This window comes from Flavobacterium sp. (genome assembly GCF_027490375.1).
GTDB lineage: Bacteria > Bacteroidota > Bacteroidia > Flavobacteriales > Flavobacteriaceae > Flavobacterium.
In genome coordinates this window covers 17,839-34,306 of sequence record NZ_JAIXYH010000052.1, presented here as the reverse complement: position 1 = coordinate 34,306, position 16,468 = coordinate 17,839, and the positions used below count along the sequence as shown (strand labels likewise).

The 16,468-nt window shown below is 37.7% G+C and carries 18 protein-coding genes; 3 read left to right on the top strand and 15 right to left on the bottom strand.

Going from position 1 to position 16,468, the window contains the following annotated elements:
* Positions 1 to 91: 91 nt before the first annotated feature.
* From Q0064_RS06390 to Q0064_RS06380, 3 genes are all read left to right on the top strand, one after another.
* A complete protein-coding gene (locus Q0064_RS06390) occupies positions 92 to 1,273 on the top strand; it encodes an acetyl-CoA C-acyltransferase (RefSeq protein ID WP_298145997.1) in 1,182 nt (393 codons plus the stop codon).
* A gap of 181 nt (positions 1,274 to 1,454) precedes the next feature.
* Positions 1,455 to 1,820, top strand: a complete 366-nt coding sequence (locus tag Q0064_RS06385; RefSeq protein ID WP_298145995.1) for a four helix bundle protein — start codon at positions 1,455 to 1,457, stop codon at positions 1,818 to 1,820.
* A 39-nt stretch (positions 1,821 to 1,859) separates the two neighbouring features.
* Positions 1,860 to 3,650: an acyl-CoA dehydrogenase family protein gene (locus Q0064_RS06380; RefSeq protein ID WP_298145992.1), complete on the top strand. Its 1,791-nt coding sequence runs from the start codon at positions 1,860 to 1,862 to the stop codon at positions 3,648 to 3,650.
* 371 nt (positions 3,651 to 4,021) lie between these two features.
* Here the strand turns inward: Q0064_RS06380 and Q0064_RS06375 are convergent, their stop codons facing one another.
* The 15 genes from Q0064_RS06375 to Q0064_RS06305 form a co-directional block, all read right to left on the bottom strand.
* Positions 4,022 to 4,744, bottom strand: a complete 723-nt coding sequence (locus tag Q0064_RS06375; protein ID WP_298145989.1) for a nitroreductase family protein — start codon at positions 4,742 to 4,744, stop codon at positions 4,022 to 4,024.
* 301 nt (positions 4,745 to 5,045) lie between these two features.
* Positions 5,046 to 5,585 (bottom strand): hypothetical protein, encoded by a 540-nt coding sequence (locus Q0064_RS06370; RefSeq protein ID WP_298145986.1) that lies wholly within the window; start codon positions 5,583 to 5,585, stop codon positions 5,046 to 5,048.
* On the bottom strand, positions 5,576 to 6,973 hold the full coding sequence (locus Q0064_RS06365) for a TolC family protein (RefSeq protein ID WP_298145983.1): 1,398 nt from the start codon (positions 6,971 to 6,973) through the stop codon (positions 5,576 to 5,578). Before Q0064_RS06365 ends, Q0064_RS06370 begins: the two co-directional genes overlap by 10 nt.
* Positions 6,974 to 6,980: 7 nt before the next feature.
* Positions 6,981 to 8,075, bottom strand: a complete 1,095-nt coding sequence (locus tag Q0064_RS06360) for a DUF6544 family protein (protein WP_298145980.1) — start codon at positions 8,073 to 8,075, stop codon at positions 6,981 to 6,983.
* A 24-nt stretch (positions 8,076 to 8,099) separates the two neighbouring features.
* Positions 8,100 to 9,227 (bottom strand): ABC transporter permease, encoded by a 1,128-nt coding sequence (locus Q0064_RS06355; RefSeq protein ID WP_298145977.1) that lies wholly within the window; start codon positions 9,225 to 9,227, stop codon positions 8,100 to 8,102.
* A 3-nt stretch (positions 9,228 to 9,230) separates the two neighbouring features.
* Positions 9,231 to 10,184, bottom strand: a complete 954-nt coding sequence (locus Q0064_RS06350; protein WP_298145974.1) for an HlyD family efflux transporter periplasmic adaptor subunit — start codon at positions 10,182 to 10,184, stop codon at positions 9,231 to 9,233.
* Positions 10,185 to 10,275: 91 nt separating this feature from the next.
* On the bottom strand, positions 10,276 to 11,025 hold the full coding sequence (locus tag Q0064_RS06345) for an ABC transporter ATP-binding protein (protein WP_298145971.1): 750 nt from the start codon (positions 11,023 to 11,025) through the stop codon (positions 10,276 to 10,278).
* Between the two features lie 439 nt (positions 11,026 to 11,464).
* Positions 11,465 to 12,136 carry a BON domain-containing protein gene (locus Q0064_RS06340; protein ID WP_298145968.1) on the bottom strand — a complete coding sequence of 224 codons (672 nt, stop codon included), beginning with the start codon at positions 12,134 to 12,136 and terminating at the stop codon, positions 11,465 to 11,467.
* A gap of 172 nt (positions 12,137 to 12,308) precedes the next feature.
* Positions 12,309 to 12,530 carry a helix-turn-helix transcriptional regulator gene (locus Q0064_RS06335; RefSeq protein ID WP_298145965.1) on the bottom strand — a complete coding sequence of 74 codons (222 nt, stop codon included), beginning with the start codon at positions 12,528 to 12,530 and terminating at the stop codon, positions 12,309 to 12,311.
* Between the two features lie 2 nt (positions 12,531 to 12,532).
* Positions 12,533 to 13,069, bottom strand: a complete 537-nt coding sequence (locus tag Q0064_RS06330; RefSeq protein WP_298145962.1) for a DUF2975 domain-containing protein — start codon at positions 13,067 to 13,069, stop codon at positions 12,533 to 12,535.
* 294 nt (positions 13,070 to 13,363) lie between these two features.
* Positions 13,364 to 13,558: a hypothetical protein gene (locus tag Q0064_RS06325; RefSeq protein ID WP_298145959.1), complete on the bottom strand. Its 195-nt coding sequence runs from the start codon at positions 13,556 to 13,558 to the stop codon at positions 13,364 to 13,366.
* Positions 13,559 to 13,768: 210 nt separating this feature from the next.
* Entirely contained in the window at positions 13,769 to 14,098 is a 330-nt protein-coding gene (locus tag Q0064_RS06320; RefSeq protein WP_298145956.1) for a hypothetical protein, read from the bottom strand.
* Positions 14,099 to 14,232: 134 nt separating this feature from the next.
* Positions 14,233 to 14,469: a hypothetical protein gene (locus Q0064_RS06315; RefSeq protein ID WP_298145953.1), complete on the bottom strand. Its 237-nt coding sequence runs from the start codon at positions 14,467 to 14,469 to the stop codon at positions 14,233 to 14,235.
* 399 nt (positions 14,470 to 14,868) lie between these two features.
* The gene (locus Q0064_RS06310; protein WP_298145950.1) at positions 14,869 to 15,369 is read right to left on the bottom strand and encodes a hypothetical protein; all 501 of its coding nucleotides are present in this window, start codon (positions 15,367 to 15,369) and stop codon (positions 14,869 to 14,871) included.
* Positions 15,370 to 15,610: 241 nt separating this feature from the next.
* Positions 15,611 to 16,306 carry a hypothetical protein gene (locus Q0064_RS06305; protein ID WP_298145947.1) on the bottom strand — a complete coding sequence of 232 codons (696 nt, stop codon included), beginning with the start codon at positions 16,304 to 16,306 and terminating at the stop codon, positions 15,611 to 15,613.
* Positions 16,307 to 16,468 lie beyond the last annotated feature (162 nt).

Genomic DNA, 16,468 nt, shown 5'->3' with positions numbered 1-16,468 from the left:
TTAATACTCAAATCTTAATACTTAATACTCAAATCTTAATACTTAATACTCAAATCTTAATACTTAATACTCAAATCTTAATACTATAATCATGAAAACAGCATATATCGTTGCCGGCTACCGAACAGCCGTTGGAAAAGCTCCGAAAGGCGTGTTCCGTTTTAAACGTCCGGACGAACTGGCAGCGGAAACCATTGCCCATTTAATGGCGCAATTTCCACAAATCGACAAAAAAGAAATCGACGATGTTATTGTAGGAAATGCCATGCCCGAAGCCGAACAAGGCCTGAACGTGGGTCGACTAATCTCGCTCATGGGACTTAAAGTTGAAGACGTTCCTGGTGTAACCGTAAATCGCTATTGCGCATCAGGTTTAGAAACTATTGGTATCGCTACTGCAAAAATTCAAAGCGGTATGGCCGATTGTATTTTAGCCGGTGGTGCCGAAAGCATGAGCTATATCCCAATGGGCGGATACAAGCCTGTACCTGATTACGAAGTGGCTAAATCCGGACACGAAGATTACTATTGGGGAATGGGCTTAACGGCCGAAGCTGTCGCGAAACAATTCAACATCAGTCGCGAAGACCAAGATTTGTTTGCCTTCGAATCGCATCAAAAAGCATTGAAAGCCATAGCCGAAAATAAATTCGACAATCAAATTGTTCCGATTACTGTTGAACAAACGTTTTTAAACGAAAAAGGTAAAAAAGAAACCAAATCGTATACCGTTACTCAAGATGAAGGGCCACGTGCCGACACCAACCTTGCGGCTTTAGCTAAACTCCGCCCTGTTTTTGCTGCCGACGGGACCGTAACTGCCGGAACTTCTTCGCAAATGAGCGACGGCGCTGCGTTTGTATTGGTTGTAAGCGAAGAATTTTTGAAGCGTCACAACTTAACGCCAATTGCGCGTTTGGTAAATTTTGCATCTTCTGGCGTTGAACCACGCATTATGGGAATTGGTCCTGTAAAAGCAATTCCAAAAGCCTTAAAACAAGCCGGTTTGTCGCAAAACGATATTCAGTTAATCGAATTAAACGAAGCATTTGCGGCACAATCGTTAGCCGTTATTCGCGAGTTGCAACTCAATCCAGAAATCATAAACGTAAACGGTGGTGCCATTGCTTTGGGCCATCCGCTGGGTTGCACCGGCGCAAAACTCAGTGTACAAATATTCGACGAAATGAAACGTCGCAACCTTAAATACGGACTCGTAACCATGTGCGTCGGCACCGGACAAGGAACCGCTGGAGTGTTTGAAGTGATGTAGGATTGGATGCTGATAGCGATCGGGAGAGAAGCGAGAAGCGAGAAGCTAGAAACTAGAAACTAGAAACTAGAAACTAGAAACTAGAAACTAGAAACTAGAAACTAGAAACTAGAAACTAGAAACTAGAAACTAGTCCCGATGGCTATCGGGAGAGAAACTAGAAGCGAGATTATTCGAGATAATGAAACACAATTTTAAAAATCTAAAAATTTGGAATCTGGCTATGGACATTGCTCTAGATGTACATAAGGTAACACTCGAATTTCCGAAGCATGAGCTTTATGGACTATCTAATCAAATTAATCGAGCTAGCGTTTCAATGGCTTCTAATATCGCTGAAGGTTCAAATAGAGGCAACAGATATTTTCTGCATTATTTGAACATAAGTTTAGGTTCTTCTTTTGAAGTACAAACACAAATTTTAATTGCTCAACAAAATAATTATATAGATAACAATCAGGCTAAAACGATTGAAGATAAACTAGATGAATTCCAAAAAATGATGACAGGATTCATCAATAAGTTGGAAAAAACGAATCAAGTCTAGTTTCTCGTTTCTCGTCTCTAGCTTCTTAAAAGCAAACCTATGAATAATGTAACCCGCGGAGGACAATTCCTCGTTAAACAAACAGCTTGTGAAGACATTTTCACACCGGAAGATTTTACTGAAGAGCAACTCATGATGCGCGACTCTGTTAAAGAGTTCATCGACAAAGAAGTTTGGCCTTTCAAAGATCGTTTTGAGAAAAAAGATTACGCCTTTACCGAAGCGTGTATGCGAAAAGCAGGCGAAATGGGATTCCTATCTGTTGCCGTTCCCGAAGCGTATGGTGGAATGGGGATGGGATTTGTTGATACCGTTTTGGTATGCGACTACATCTCGGGTGCAACCGGTTCGTTCTCAACCGCTTTCGGCGCACATACCGGAATCGGAACCATGCCCATTACCTTGTACGGAACCGAAGCCCAAAAGGCAAAATACGTACCTAAATTGGCCAGCGGAGAATGGTTTGGTGCCTACTGCCTTACCGAACCCGGTGCCGGATCCGATGCCAACTCGGGAAAAACTAAAGCAGTACTTTCTGAAGACGGAACGCACTACAGCATTACCGGACAAAAAATGTGGATTTCCAACGCCGGATTCTGTAACCTATTTATCGTATTTGCACGAATCGAAAACGATAAAAACATCACCGGATTTATCGTAGAAAACGATCCGTCGAACGGAATTTCTATGAACGAAGAAGAGCACAAACTCGGAATCCGTGCATCGAGTACGCGACAAGTGTTCTTTAACGAAACCAAAGTACCGGTTGAAAACATGCTTTCCGAACGCGGCAACGGTTTCAAAATAGCCATGAATGCACTTAACGTGGGCCGTATTAAATTGGCAGCAGCCTGTTTGGATGCACAGCGTCGCGTTACTAGTGGTGCGGTTAAGTATGCCAACGAGCGCGTACAGTTTAACGTTCCTATTTCGAGCTTTGGTGCCATCAAATACAAATTGGCCGAAATGGCAACGAGCTGTTATGCCGGCGAAAGTGCTACGTATCGCGCGTCGAAAGACATTGAAAATCGAATCAAACTGCGCGAAGAAGCGGGCGAATCGCATCAGGAAGCCGAATTAAAAGGTGTGGAAGAATTTGCCATCGAATGTTCGATTTTGAAAGTAGCCGTTTCAGAAGATATCCAGAATTGTTCCGACGAAGGTATTCAAATTCTAGGCGGAATGGGATTCTCAGAAGATACGCCAATGGAAAGCGCTTGGCGTGATGCCCGTATTTCGCGTATTTATGAAGGCACTAACGAAATCAACCGCATGTTGTCGGTAGGTATGTTGATCAAAAAAGCCATGAAAGGTCACGTCGATTTACTCGCGCCTGCCATGAAAGTAGCCGAAGAATTGATGGGCATTCCGGACTTTGATATTCCAGACTACAGCGAATTGTTTTCGGAAGAGAAAGATATGATCATTCGTTTGAAAAAGGCGTTTTTGATGGTTGCCGGTTCGGCGGTTCAGAAGTTTGGTCCAGATTTAGAGGAACACCAGCAATTATTGATGGCTGCTGCCGATATGCTGATCGAAATTTACATGGCTGAGTCCACTATTTTGAGAACCGAGAAATTGGCGAAAAAAGTGGGTCAAGATGCTTGTAAAGAGCAAATTGCTATGGCGCAGTTGTATTTGTACAAAGCTGTCGACGTGATTTCTCAAAAAGGAAAAGAGAGCATTGTATCTTTTGCTTCGGGCGACGAGCAGCGCATGATGCTCATGGGACTACGTCGTTTCACCAAGTACACCAACATGCCAAATATCGTTGGTTTACGCGAACAAATTGCAGCAAAATTAATTGCATCAAACGAGTACTGCTTCTAATTTCAATTTTGCATATAGATAAGCGTCGGTTGAAAAATCGGCGCTTTTTTTATGGAAACAACCGAATTCAAAAACTTTGATAACAATAGTAATTTTTAGAAGCTAATCCCGCCATTTGCTGCAAGTGCGAAGCAAAACAGCGTATTATAAGGTGAGTTCGATATAATAATCAAAGTTTGAAATCATTTAAATAATTGGAATGATAGGCGAATTTTCTTTGGGATATATTAGGTATCTCAAAATAAAACAACGACGGAAGCGACTGTTTAAATGGTTAGCTTTAAAAATAGTGTCTAGAAGTTTTTCTTACGGAAGCAAAAAGCTTAGCTTCAAGGGATCTAACATAGGTTTTTATGTCGAAATCACATTATCTATACTTTTCGATACACCTCACTAAACGGTACGCGCATTCGATCGCCCCAAATGCCCTTTTCCGTTCGGATACCACACGAAACTACCATGTTTATTTCTGCCGAATAAGGTAATTTTAAAAGTCGTTTTACCTTTCTGCTGTCAAATCCTTCCATCGGGCAAGTGTCGTACTTTTCATTAGCCATAGCCAACATAAACGTTTGAGCAGCTAAAGCACACGTTTTGTGAACTACAACGCGAATATCATTCTCCGAAACTTGATACGTTATCGGTTTGAAAATACCAACTACATTAACTAACAGCGTTCTTAAGAAACCGAAAATTCCGAAAAAGCGTGTGTACAAGAATGGAACCACTCTTCCATAATACAATTCATATCTTTTAATTCTGTGCGCTTGCCTTTCAACAGGACTATTCTTCTTAACGTTCTTAATTTCTAATTCCAATAAAGTTCTAGCTCTTTTTGAATACAAATCCTGTCGCGTTACAAATACAACCATTTGCTTTGCAGTTTTTGACGATTCCTGATTTAAACACGCAACAGCAAGTTGTTTCAGCATTTCTGGACTTGTTACGTGGTAAAATTCCCACAATTGCATATTAGAACTATTTGGTGCAAGCGTCGCTAAATCCAAACAATCTTTAACCTTGTTCGTATCTATGGCTTCTTTGCTGTAACTTCTTACAGATCTACGGTAATTAATAATTTCGGGTAGTGTCATTTTGGTACTGGTATTTCTTTAGTAAAATTAGGTAATGTGTTGAAAATCCTTGTCATATTCGCTTTTTACTCGAATTAATAGCAAACATGATAGTAAAATAGCCAAATAAATTCGTTCACTTTTGCCTTGACAAAAAGCTATGTTGTTTCTTTAGAACCTGAATTCGATTTAAAAATTGAAGTCAGAAAACATAGAAATGGTTGATTACTAGGCGGATTATACAGGTTTAGCGAAGTATATTGAATCGCAATAACATTTAACTAAATCAAAATCAGCGATCTGACAAAGATTTTTGTGTAGTCTATTTCATAATCGCGTTTGGTGCAACAACTTGAACTTTTGTAGGCTTTTTTTCTATCGCTAAAAACGTACTCAATAAGAGCATTATTATCGAAATGATGATTGCAATTGTCGTTAAGCCAATGCCCTGCATGTAGCGGTGATTTGCATTTAAAGTTGCTCTTTTATTTTTAAGGTACGAAGTTTTATTCGCTTCAATTTCAAAAAGCAGTATTTCTTTATATGATTTTGAAAGTAGTTCTTCATACTTTGTAACTGAAAGCGCTTGATCTAAAGGTTTGCTCCTGAAAATACTTAACATCAGTAGTATCGAACCTATAAATAATGCAATAGGAAGAATGGAAAAAAGCTGTAGTATTTGATTCGTTCCATCCAAACTATTTAGAAAAAAAGGAATAAACAAGACCGAAAATCCAATGATTGTTCCAGCATAAGAATGCTGTTGCCGGTGCGAGCTCACTTGCTTTTCTATAATTTCCTTTGAATTAATTGCAAGAAATTCGTAAGGTCTTAAATCTTCTACCATCGCTTTCATTTCCATAAAGTAGTTAGTTGCCCCGACGCTTTTAGAAAATCTAACCAATAAATCCACAATTGTATTCTATTCAACTCAAAATCAGACTGTAATAATTGCATCGCTGCTTCTTCTAGATTTAAGTTTAGTGCCGACTCCTGCCCTTCTCTTACACGCATTTGAAAAATAAAAATAGATTCGCTGCTGAGTGCAATATTTTCTTCTTTTGTTTTTAACTGCGATTTTACATTATCGAGTTTTAGCTTTAGTGTCACCAAATCCGTTGCGTATTGAAGTGCTTTGTCGTCTTTTTGCAAATCGAATTGTTTGGATTGCATTTTGAGTTGCGCAATTTTATTTCGTGGATTCTCTCCAAAAAGTATCGGCAATTTTACATCTAAGCCAACATAACTCAAACCAAACCAAGAGTTTGAAGCAGTTGGATTGAATGTATTTGAAAATTGATTAGCGCCTAAAAAGCCTTTTAAACCTATTGTAGGCAAGCGTTTACCGCGTTCCGATTTAGTTTGCAATTGTGTTAACGCACTTCGAAATTGAAGCTGTTGCAAATCAGGAAAATACGCTACAGTTGCTTCGCTATCGGTATTCGCAAAAATGAATTTTTCGGAAAAAGTAGCGTCGAGTTCAAAATCAAAATCGGTAGTTTCTTTCGTTCCCATTAATAACAACAAATACACCTTGTCTTCCAACAGCAGGGCAATTCCATCTGTTACTAATTGAACCGTATTGTTGTGATTTACTTTTGCTTTATTCAAATCTGATTTTAGTAACCGCTTTTCGTCGAATTTGCTCTTCAAAAGCGTATAACTCGTAAAAGTTCGGCTGGTATCAATTACGAGCGACTTAATTTTGGCTTCTTGCAGGTAAATGGCTATGTACGTTTGTGCAATGGTGTAGGCTAATTCGTATTCGGCTTGTTGCTGCGAAAGAGATGCGATTTGTTCCTGTAATTTTGCTTCTTTAATTTGTCGCTTTATTGCTAAATCAAATACCGGAAGCGAAACTGTTAATCCGGCAGATTGTGTCCAATTTGTACCAAACTGCACGCTTTTAGTAGCATCGATTGGAAAAGAAGGATTAAAAACACCAATCGGCAATATGGATGTTTGCAAAATCGGATTATACATATATTGATATTCTACCGCTACTTGTGGAAGATACTTCTGATACAAGGCTTTGGTTTGCAATTTGCTAATCGCTGCATCTAAATTTCCAGCTAAAATAGCATTCTTGTTTTCCAATCCGTTTGTAATGGCTTGAGCTAAGGTTACAACGCGCTGTGCCTGAACTGATGTTTGCAAAAACAAAACAAGCAACATAATTCCTACGCAAGTCTGAATGAAATCGCCTAGTTCTCGTTTAGATTGAAATGCTAACGAACTGTAATTTTTCACGATTGTTTCAGTTTATACCCGTTGGATTGTAGGAAATGCTTTTTAACGTAAATTTGCCGTAAATGAAGTCGCCATCGGGATACGAATAAATCGTTTCGGCATTTTCCATAATTTGTTGTCCTTCCAATTGTTGGTAATTTTTCAACGGCGTTGCCCAAGCGTACTTTTTTCCCGTATTTCCGGCGTATCGATCTTGGGAAATAAAATTTACAAGTGCTCCGCGATCGTCAAAATACAAAACGGCAGTCACTGTAATTTCTTTATTTGTAAACGACGCTTTGACAGTATTTCTTTCTGCGCCAAGCCATTTTATACGGTTGTCGATTAAGCTTGCGGGCGCTAAAACGCACATGTCGTTAAAAAAAGTTACGGTTTCCGACACATTCATTTCTGCACCTTCTAAGCGCTGAACATGGATTAAGGAGAAAAGTCGAACACCCATAGTTGCTTTGCCGTTCCTAAATTTGTGAAAAACGCCAATTGGGAAACCTTTCATTTTTGCTTTCATAAAAAACAAGCGCGTAGGCTCTTTCAAGAAATTGAATTGAATGCAAGTAAAAGGCATCCATGGCGAATAGGCGTCTTCCCTTATTTCACCCGTAAACTCTGCTTTAAAATGCGATACTTTGGGTTTACCTACAGCACCTACAAATCGGATGTATTTTTTTACTTGTTCGGGAAGTTGTTGAATATCATTCTCTGACAATACAGCAGTGGGCATAAATGTATCTTGTTGAAAAACTGCGCTAACTTCTTTATTGTAGTTGTTGAAATAATTCCAAGAACCAAATCCGGCAAGCGATACACACAAAACAATCACATTAATGAGCGTTCCAAATTTTGTATCTTGCCACGAGCTATTAATTGCGATTTGTGAAAAAATAACTGCAACCAAACCAACCAGCCAGAATAAATTATTTTTAAACGCGAAAAAAACGGCATACACAACAAAAAGTATGCATGCAAATAACCATACCACGCCCATCGGTTTCGATATCGTTGTTGTTAGTTGCTTTAAATCAGCTAATCCAAATGCTTTTAAAAAACCAAGCGCGTGAAGTAAAGCGTGAAATGAAACGAGTATTGTAAAAGCTATTCTCATAAGGCAAAGTTTTTTAGGCGCGATTTAATTAAACACAGCAGCCGGTTCGACACTTCTTATTCTGCTTAAAGCGAAAGAAGCACCGCCGAGCGAAATCAAGCTGATGGTTGAAAACATAGACAATAAAACCAAAGGCGAAAACGAAAAAATCAAACCCGATTTGGCAACACCCATTCGAAATCCTTCCAACAAAGCCAAACCAACCAAAAAGCCAACTACAGTAAACAACAGCGCTTGCGTTATAATTAACTTACTGATATACTTGTTACTAGCACCAATAGCTTTAAGCGTTCCGTAATCTTTTAAACGATCGAGTGCTGAAGAATACATCGTTAAACCAATGATGAAAAAACCAGCAATCAGCGCAAAAACGATCAGTGTTCCGGTACTTAAGGCGATTCCGCTACTAGCTAAAATCTTTTTAACAGACGAGGCTGACAGCTTTTCCGAAGGCCAAGCTCTAACTCCAAAAATGTTTTTATTAACAGCGGCAACCACTTGATCAACGTCTTTTTCGTCAGCTACATTCACCAAAACGGCACTGATCGTATTTCCGGATTGATTCGAAAAAAATCGCGCTCGTTCTATTGTTGTCACACAAAAACTACTTCCGAAACCTCTGAATCCTTTAGTTTGCATCACGAAAAAGGCTCTTTTGCCGTTTATTTCCAAATTGGTTCGTAAATCAATGTTGCCTCCTAGGTTTTTCTTTTCAAAAAATTCAGCACTAACGGCGCCGTCTAATTGCAAATCAGAAGTATTGCCGGCAACTATTTTGTCTTCACTAATCAGGGCATTAATATGGTTTTCATCAACGCCCAATAAAGTAATAGCGCCACTTGTTCCGTTTTCAAAATTGCATGCTGCTCCAGCAATTACTAAAGGAAATGCTTCTTTAACGCCTGCAATACCTTGAATTGCTCTAAGGTTTCTGATGTCTAATTGTCCGAGCTGATTCACGTCGTCTGTTTTATTGTCAACAACCCAAATGTCTGCTTTCACATCTGTAGCCAGCGCGCCCATTAAGCCCGAAAGAAAAAAGAAAACGCCTAGTTGCTGACCAATCAAAAAAGTACTAATGAGAATGCCTACAACTACGCCTATACTTTTTGCTTTATCGAATCGGATGAACTTCCATGCAATCTTTAGCATTTTTTACTTTTTAGAATGAGTAGAAACGTCAATCACACACTCAACTCGGGCATTGAGCAACAATTTCTGAGAATTATCCAGCACCATTTTTAAAGTGCGTACACGCCTATCTTCTTTTTCGCCAGATTGATCGGTGAATAATGATTTCTTTTTTAGAAAAGTGGCAGCGAAGTAAATACGACCCGTCGACAAAGTATCAGCCGAACCTACGCTTCGAATCCAGCCGCGTTGGCCAACTTCAATTTTCGTTGCATTTAATTCATCGATTTCTGCTATTGCAATGATTCTACCGTTGGGACTAATTTGTACAAATGATTGTTGTATGGAAACAGAACCGCCGATTAATACGCTGATTTCTAAAATTCGTCCATTGATTGGCGATCTGATGATTTTCTGATCTCTTTCCAATTGAGCCGTTTTCAAATTTGCTTTTGCTTCCCGCCATTTGCTTGTAGAAACGGAAATTGTAGCTTGCAAACCGTTTAATTGTGCAGCATACGATTTTACTTTTGACGCTGCGTTATCAACCGTTTGCTGTGTCTCGGCACCAAGCGTTGCTAAATTTTGGAGTCGTTGCAACTCTGTTTTTGCATTACTAATTTCGGCATCCAATTGGTTAACAGTAGCTTTATCAACGTTTATTTGAGCCGCTTGTGTGGCAACTTGAGTACGTAATTGAATTATTTTTTCATCTTCTAAATCATGTTCTAATTCCAAGATAATGGTTCCTACAGCAACGCTATCGTTTTCTTTCTTATAAATTTTTTGAACAATTCCGGGAACAGGCGATACTAATTGAATAATATCGTTTTCAGGTACTATTTTCCCGATTCCAATAACATAATTACGCGATTTCGCTTGCTTTTCGTTTTCCTTTTTGGATTCGTTTTCTGCGGCATTTCTATTGCAGAAAGCAAAAATGAAAAGGAACAGCATTAAGAAAGTATATTTTTTCATCGGTGTACTTTTTATTGGAATTTGAATAAAAATGTGTTTTGACGTTTTTTACAATGAAGTTCTAGAAATCAATGTTTTCATGAATATCGTTTTACTTTATTGCTAGCTCCTCTTCAACGGGTGTATCCGAAACGGAGCCATCCAACACATAAACAATTCTGTCGGCAAAAGGCCGTAATCTGGCATCATGAGTAACTACAGCTACCGCTTTTCCCTGTTTGGCGAGGTCTTTTAATTCTCTCATTACAATTCCGGCACTTGCCAGATCGAGTGATGCCGTTGGTTCGTCGCAAAGCATCATTTCCGGATTGGTAACTAAAGCTCTAGCAATAGCCACGCGTTGTTGTTGTCCGCCACTTAGGTCGTTCGAGAGGTTTTTCATTCGATCTCCCATTCCAACTTTCTCCAAAGCTGCGGTAGCTTTTAGTTTCGCTTCACGTTCGGAACTATCTTGAAGCAACAGCGGCATCATAACATTTTCTAAAGCGGTTAATGGTGCAATGAGATTAAATCGTTGGAAAATAAATCCGATTTTTAACAATCGTAAAGCAGCTAATTTGCTTTCGCTGAGTTCGTTTACTTGAACTGCATCGATCCACACTTCGCCAAAACTCGGATACAATACACAGCCAAATAACGAGAGTAACGTAGTTTTTCCGGAACCCGACGGACCGATAATCAACAACAATTCACCCGCTTTTAATTCCACTGTACTGGCTTTCAGAGCTGTAATTTTGGTGTCGCCAACCACATATTCTTTACCCGCATTTACAACCTTAGCAACAATTCTATCTTTTGCGAGCACATTAACTTCAGTTGTATTCGGTGGTGAATTTCCCATCTGTAATATTGTTTATCAGTCGTTTATGTACTAAATTTAAAATCAACGAGCGGTAATGAGAGTAAGAAGTAGAAAGAATGACTTTGGAAAAAAGCTGTTGAATTGAAAATACTTCAAAAACAACGCTTCATTTTTCTGCCGAAACTGATTTAATTTTCCGCAGAATTGTTGATTTTTTAAAAAGGGTGAAAGAAAAATCCTTCACCCTTTAAACCTAAGTTCGATTAAAAATTTTTGATGAATCGTTTGTAAAAAGAGTAATGCATTTCTGTCAAAGATTGCAAAAGTCTGTTTTAGAAACGTAACAAATAAAAGTTTGCCTATTCAATTGCGTCTATTTGAAACACGCGTGTGCAGCAAATATATTTCACTACATAATCAGGCTTTTACATGATATTTGATCTCGATTTTTAAAACGTGCTTAGGTTTCTAATGATTGTTAGTCGACTAAAGCGAAGTAATAGTCAACAGCCAAATCGTTTTTCACGTGCCAAATACCGGGAGTGTTCCAGGCGATACGACCTGCTTCTTCCTTCTGATACCATGAATTAACGGTTCCGTGCAAGGTTACGGTTGTGCCTGATACAGAAACATTTATATCGGTGTCGTCAATAGACCAGCTTCTAGCGATAGCGTCTTCTACGGCCTTTTTTTCAATGGTATCGTGACTTTCAGAAATGATTTTGATGTTATTGGTAACGCCTTTAACACCAGCGAGATAATTTACGGCACTTTTTGCGGCATCTTTTTGATAATTCCACGGAAGTTCGCCTCCTAAAGTAACCCAACCGTTTTCAACTGTTACTTTAACTCGGTCTTTGGGAACGGCCCAATTTGAACTTAAAGCAGTAAGAACTTCTTTGGCAATCTCCGAGTTTGTTTTCGTCCAAGTACCTGAAAATTTCACTTCAATAGCCTCAACCAAAGCTTTTACACCAATTACTTTTTTGGCTGCATTCTCTGCTTCCACCTTCTTGGCGTAGCTATCTACTACACCGGTCAAAGTAACAACACCGTCTTTTGCAGTAACTCCAATTTCGGCTGCATGCAATAACGGCTCCCATTTAATGGCTTTCTGCACATCTGTCTGTAATTCTTCATTATTTTTCATGGTGAACTCTATTTAATTGCGAATATATTTTCACAACAAAACAAAGGTGCGCCCTATTTATTCCGTAGCTATACACAATTAAGACAATACGTTACATCATTCACAGCTTAGGAGTTGTAAGCTTGAATTTTAACGACCACTCTGCGAGAGTCCCACCGAACAAAACCGATTTTCAAGTTTCATTTTCCCCATCGGGTCGGTACTCGAGTAAATCACCTGGTTGACAATCGAGCGCTACACACAAGGATTCTAGCGTACTAAAACGGACAGCTTTTGCCTTTCCTGTTTTTAAGATAGATAGGTTTGATAGTGTGATATCTACTTTTTCAGACAGCTCATTCAACGACATTTTTCGTTTAGCCATCATTACATCTAAGTTTACAATTATGGGCATATTTATACTGTTAGGTCGTTATCTTGCTGTAATTCAATTCCTTTTCTAAAAATTAAGGCCACGACAAAAAGTATAGCCGACATCATAAGATAGGCTGCACTGTCGTTCCAATACCGCCCTACAAGTTGCAAATCAAATCCGCGATGCGCTAGCTGCTGCGTAAAACGTTGCGCTAAGAAACAAAGAGCGCCCACGGAACACGCCTGATACGTGATTTTTAAAAGCAGTCTAGAAATCTCCTCAGTAAACGGATTTACCAACTTTAAAACTTTAAACAAGCGCAATACGTAGTAATACGTAACGGCTTTTAATACGGCAATACCGATAAGAAATGAAAACAACAGCGAATACAATGTCAAACTCTGGTTGTACAGCGCTGCTAAATTTAAACCCGAATCTAGATTGTGTGCCGCAATTGGCCGAAACAAGCTGTAAACATAATTAAAGACGAGCGTCCCTGCTTGTACGCACAAACCAGCAAATATCAACCAACAAACCAACTGAATTAGGTTCCAAACGAATTTGTTCTTAGAAGTCATAATTATCATTTTAATATTTTGATCAAAGATATATATTTATTGTTTATCAATAAAAAATAATTGTTTAAAAATTAAAATAGGTTGTTTTACAGAAAACAATTAGAATGAAATACCATTGAAATGCGTTTGCTTTGGAGTTACCGCTTGCCACTTTTTTTCTTGAATTTTTGCGATGGCAAAGCATTGGGCTGTTTCTATTTATTAAAACTTATAATTTGAATTTTACTTCTAAAAAAAAACCTGAATTCAAGTTCGTAACTTAAATTCAGGCTTTAAAAAGTTTATTAAACGTTCTTACTGCTTTGTTAAAGGAATAGATCGTCCTTGAACATTAATATTAGCGGTCTTTCCGTCTTCTAAAAACTCAACAGTTAAACCAGCTTCCGGAAATGAAAACTTGTTTGGTCCTGCCGATTGAATTGGGAATTTCCCTTGACCTACAATTTCGATATTCAATTCATCGTCTTCATTAGTGAATTTTAAGGTCATAGGAGCTTTATCGCTCTTGTATGTTCCAACGAATTTCCTCGGCTCCGCAAATTCTCCCGCCTTTGAGGTACGAATTAAAAAACTGCACTTCAAAATCTTCTGACTGTGCGTCGTAAAGAGATTTCGCCGACGGATAAAGCGTTGATATAAGTTTTTTTACGTGTTGAAGCAGTACTCCGAAGTCGGGAGACTTCGGAGAGCGTGGTGCCTCTAATTTAACATTGTTTTGAACCACTTTGCAAACTTATCCCTTTCATACGAAGCTGTACTTTGAGGGTTTGTATATAGTAAAACGTCGCTTGAAAATAGAAGTAAATTGACATTATCCTCACTAATACACATTACTATGATGACAGAACCACTTCCTGCATTTGACTTAAAAGCAAAAACTGTCGATTCCTTTATACCATCAAGCCATGTCCAGTCGTCGAAACCAAAATTAATTTCTTCAATAAAACGCTTTTTGCTATAGCCTGATAAATCAAAATAATAGTCGTATTGGTCGTAAAAAGTTAGAACTTCTTTTGTAACGTTGTTCATTGGAACATATTTAGTTCCAGATGTGGTGTTATCATTTTTAACAGTTGACCACAGTCGTTGTTGTCCAAAAACAGATGATGTTGCGGTTACTATCAATAGCGCAAATATGATTTTTTTCATTATATCTTACATGATTAGTCGTGCTTATATCCTACTAGCATCCAGTCAATTACCGTTCCGTCACATTTTGGAGCGTTTGGGCAACAAATGTATTCATTTCCAAGTTCGTCTTTGAATACTTTGAAATCTCCAACTGTTATTATTTCTCCGCAATGAATACATTCTTTTTTGTCTTTCAATTCCGGTGGTTCTGCAAAAGGGTAGTTCTTACTTAAATAATTTTGCTTGTCTTCTATTTTTACTTCTATCATAACTTATTAATTTAGGTTTTATTCGGTTACTTGTAATTGCAATGCTCTGCAAAGTATTTCGACTTTGAGGTATGACAAATTAAAGCACTACAAAATCATCTGAATTTATACGCTATAACTTAATAAAACAAGAAAAAAGGTTCTCAAATTACTTTACTACGTTTCAAATATTTGCTCCGAAGTCGGGAGACTTCGGAAAGTGAACTTTCTTTCGAAACGGCGAGTAGTGCAACGATTACCCGTTTTATATGCCTTATTTAACTTTTCTTCGGAGGTTTTGGTGGATTTTCCATTCTTGGAACATTCCCTTTATTTAGACCAACAGGTTTATTGTCTCGTTGTTGTCCTGAATTATTCGATTTGCTACTTCCAGAACTTCCCTTATTCTCATTGCTTTTTTCACTCATGATAATATGTATTAAAATATTGATTAGTTAGTGTGTTTGCTTTTTCTTTCATTTTAGAATATGTTCTAATGTTTAGTTTGTTATCAAGTTCTTCAATTTCGCTTGCAGATTTTCTAAGTTCAAAGAACTTTTCAGTTGCTTCGTTGTCAGTTATTTTATTATTGTAATAATTATTCCATAATTCTTCTAAATTATTTAAGCGGGTATAATAAAGCATTCTTAATGAACCTAATTTGTCTAGATCATCTTCTGAATGAATAATAAAATTTTCTATACTCGTTGCTAATTGAACTAATCCAATAAACACGCATGAAATTATAGTAGGAATTTTTGCTGATTGAAAAGCACTAAATATTCCGCTTGCTGAAAATAATATTGTCAATACTTTAAACCATTTTCTGTATAGTTTTTGCCTTTTTATGTATTGAATCAAATATTCATCACCATATTTCGTGTGAACTAAATCATACCAAATTTTATTTTCAATTGTCATCAAAAGATATTTTTGTGATAAAATGATATGTAACGTTCCAAATATTTACTTTCAGGCGGGTTTCAGAGCACAAAACTATCAACCAGCACTGAACTTGAATAGAAGCACAAAGCTCTAAGCTTGCACGTCACCCCGCCTGATGCAAAACCCGTGTTACCTGCCGTTATTTTATTTGCGTTATCCAATGTTCTGTTAGTTTGTCTGCTTTAGTTGTGTCGTTTGGAAAAGTTGTATGAATGATTTAATATGTCAATCCACCATTATCTTTCTGCATTTTGAATTGTCCGTTTGTGTCCATAGAATAAAGTTCGTAGATAAACTCAATTGGTGTTGAACCGTGAGCATCTCCGTTATAAGTTTTCGCTAAATAATCAATTTTGCAGTCATTGTTAAAGTTAAAAAGTTCCAACTCGTTATCTGTTCTAAAAGTCCCGAAGAAATTTTTTGATTTTGTTTTAACATCGTAAATCAGGAAATAATCAACACTACATCCTAACCCAGTGCAAGGTGAAAATGACATACGTATTCCTATATACTCTCTGTCATTATGTTTAAACAGTTTTATTTCGTCCCAGTTGTTTGCAAAGTCCACAGTGTCTTTTCCATAATGAACAATGTTTAATGTGGCCTTATCTTTTAAAGTAAAAATGTCGTTGTCAATTTTGATTTTTGTTTCATCGTCTGTGTTAAACCATTTTATTTTATGATTTCCAAGCTGAATATCTGTTTGATTACCTTCCGTATTGTTGATTATAATCGAAGGTTTAATACTGCGTAGTTCAAAATGGTTTTTCACTTTGTCCATAACGTCTACATTTTCATTTACTTCAGTTTTCGTCACAAGTTTATCTCTCGTCTGAGTTATTTCATTATTTGTCGTTCGGTTGTCGCAGGAAACTAAAATTGTCAGTATTAGAATTATTAAAATTTTGTTCATTGTCTGTCCTGTTACGGTCGTTCTATAATGGCAGGTAACTCAACAATTGCCTAAGTCTCCTCCATTTTTTCAATCACCAAAAACAAGCTTAAATTATCTAATCACAGCGAGCTGAATCGATAAAATTTTGCGTATTTTGAATATGTTAAATTGGACACTAGT

What these genes read in the sequence shown, in the direction of transcription:
- Q0064_RS06390 (WP_298145997.1), top strand. Translation starts at nt 92, where the DNA reads ATGAAAACAGCATATATCGTTGCCGGCTACCGAACAGCCGTTGGAAAA.
- Q0064_RS06385 (WP_298145995.1), top strand. Translation starts at nt 1,455, where the DNA reads ATGAAACACAATTTTAAAAATCTAAAAATTTGGAATCTGGCTATGGAC.
- Q0064_RS06380 (WP_298145992.1), top strand. Translation starts at nt 1,860, where the DNA reads ATGAATAATGTAACCCGCGGAGGACAATTCCTCGTTAAACAAACAGCT.
- Q0064_RS06375 (WP_298145989.1), bottom strand. Translation starts at nt 4,744, where the DNA reads ATGACACTACCCGAAATTATTAATTACCGTAGATCTGTAAGAAGTTAC.
- Q0064_RS06370 (WP_298145986.1), bottom strand. Translation starts at nt 5,585, where the DNA reads ATGGAAATGAAAGCGATGGTAGAAGATTTAAGACCTTACGAATTTCTT.
- Q0064_RS06360 (WP_298145980.1), bottom strand. Translation starts at nt 8,075, where the DNA reads ATGAGAATAGCTTTTACAATACTCGTTTCATTTCACGCTTTACTTCAC.
- Q0064_RS06355 (WP_298145977.1), bottom strand. Translation starts at nt 9,227, where the DNA reads ATGCTAAAGATTGCATGGAAGTTCATCCGATTCGATAAAGCAAAAAGT.
- Q0064_RS06350 (WP_298145974.1), bottom strand. Translation starts at nt 10,184, where the DNA reads ATGAAAAAATATACTTTCTTAATGCTGTTCCTTTTCATTTTTGCTTTC.
- Q0064_RS06345 (WP_298145971.1), bottom strand. Translation starts at nt 11,025, where the DNA reads ATGGGAAATTCACCACCGAATACAACTGAAGTTAATGTGCTCGCAAAA.
- Q0064_RS06340 (WP_298145968.1), bottom strand. Translation starts at nt 12,136, where the DNA reads ATGAAAAATAATGAAGAATTACAGACAGATGTGCAGAAAGCCATTAAA.
- Q0064_RS06335 (WP_298145965.1), bottom strand. Translation starts at nt 12,530, where the DNA reads ATGCCCATAATTGTAAACTTAGATGTAATGATGGCTAAACGAAAAATG.
- Q0064_RS06330 (WP_298145962.1), bottom strand. Translation starts at nt 13,069, where the DNA reads ATGACTTCTAAGAACAAATTCGTTTGGAACCTAATTCAGTTGGTTTGT.
- Q0064_RS06325 (WP_298145959.1), bottom strand. Translation starts at nt 13,558, where the DNA reads ATGACCTTAAAATTCACTAATGAAGACGATGAATTGAATATCGAAATT.
- Q0064_RS06320 (WP_298145956.1), bottom strand. Translation starts at nt 14,098, where the DNA reads ATGAACAACGTTACAAAAGAAGTTCTAACTTTTTACGACCAATACGAC.
- Q0064_RS06315 (WP_298145953.1), bottom strand. Translation starts at nt 14,469, where the DNA reads ATGATAGAAGTAAAAATAGAAGACAAGCAAAATTATTTAAGTAAGAAC.
- Q0064_RS06310 (WP_298145950.1), bottom strand. Translation starts at nt 15,369, where the DNA reads ATGACAATTGAAAATAAAATTTGGTATGATTTAGTTCACACGAAATAT.
- Q0064_RS06305 (WP_298145947.1), bottom strand. Translation starts at nt 16,306, where the DNA reads ATGAACAAAATTTTAATAATTCTAATACTGACAATTTTAGTTTCCTGC.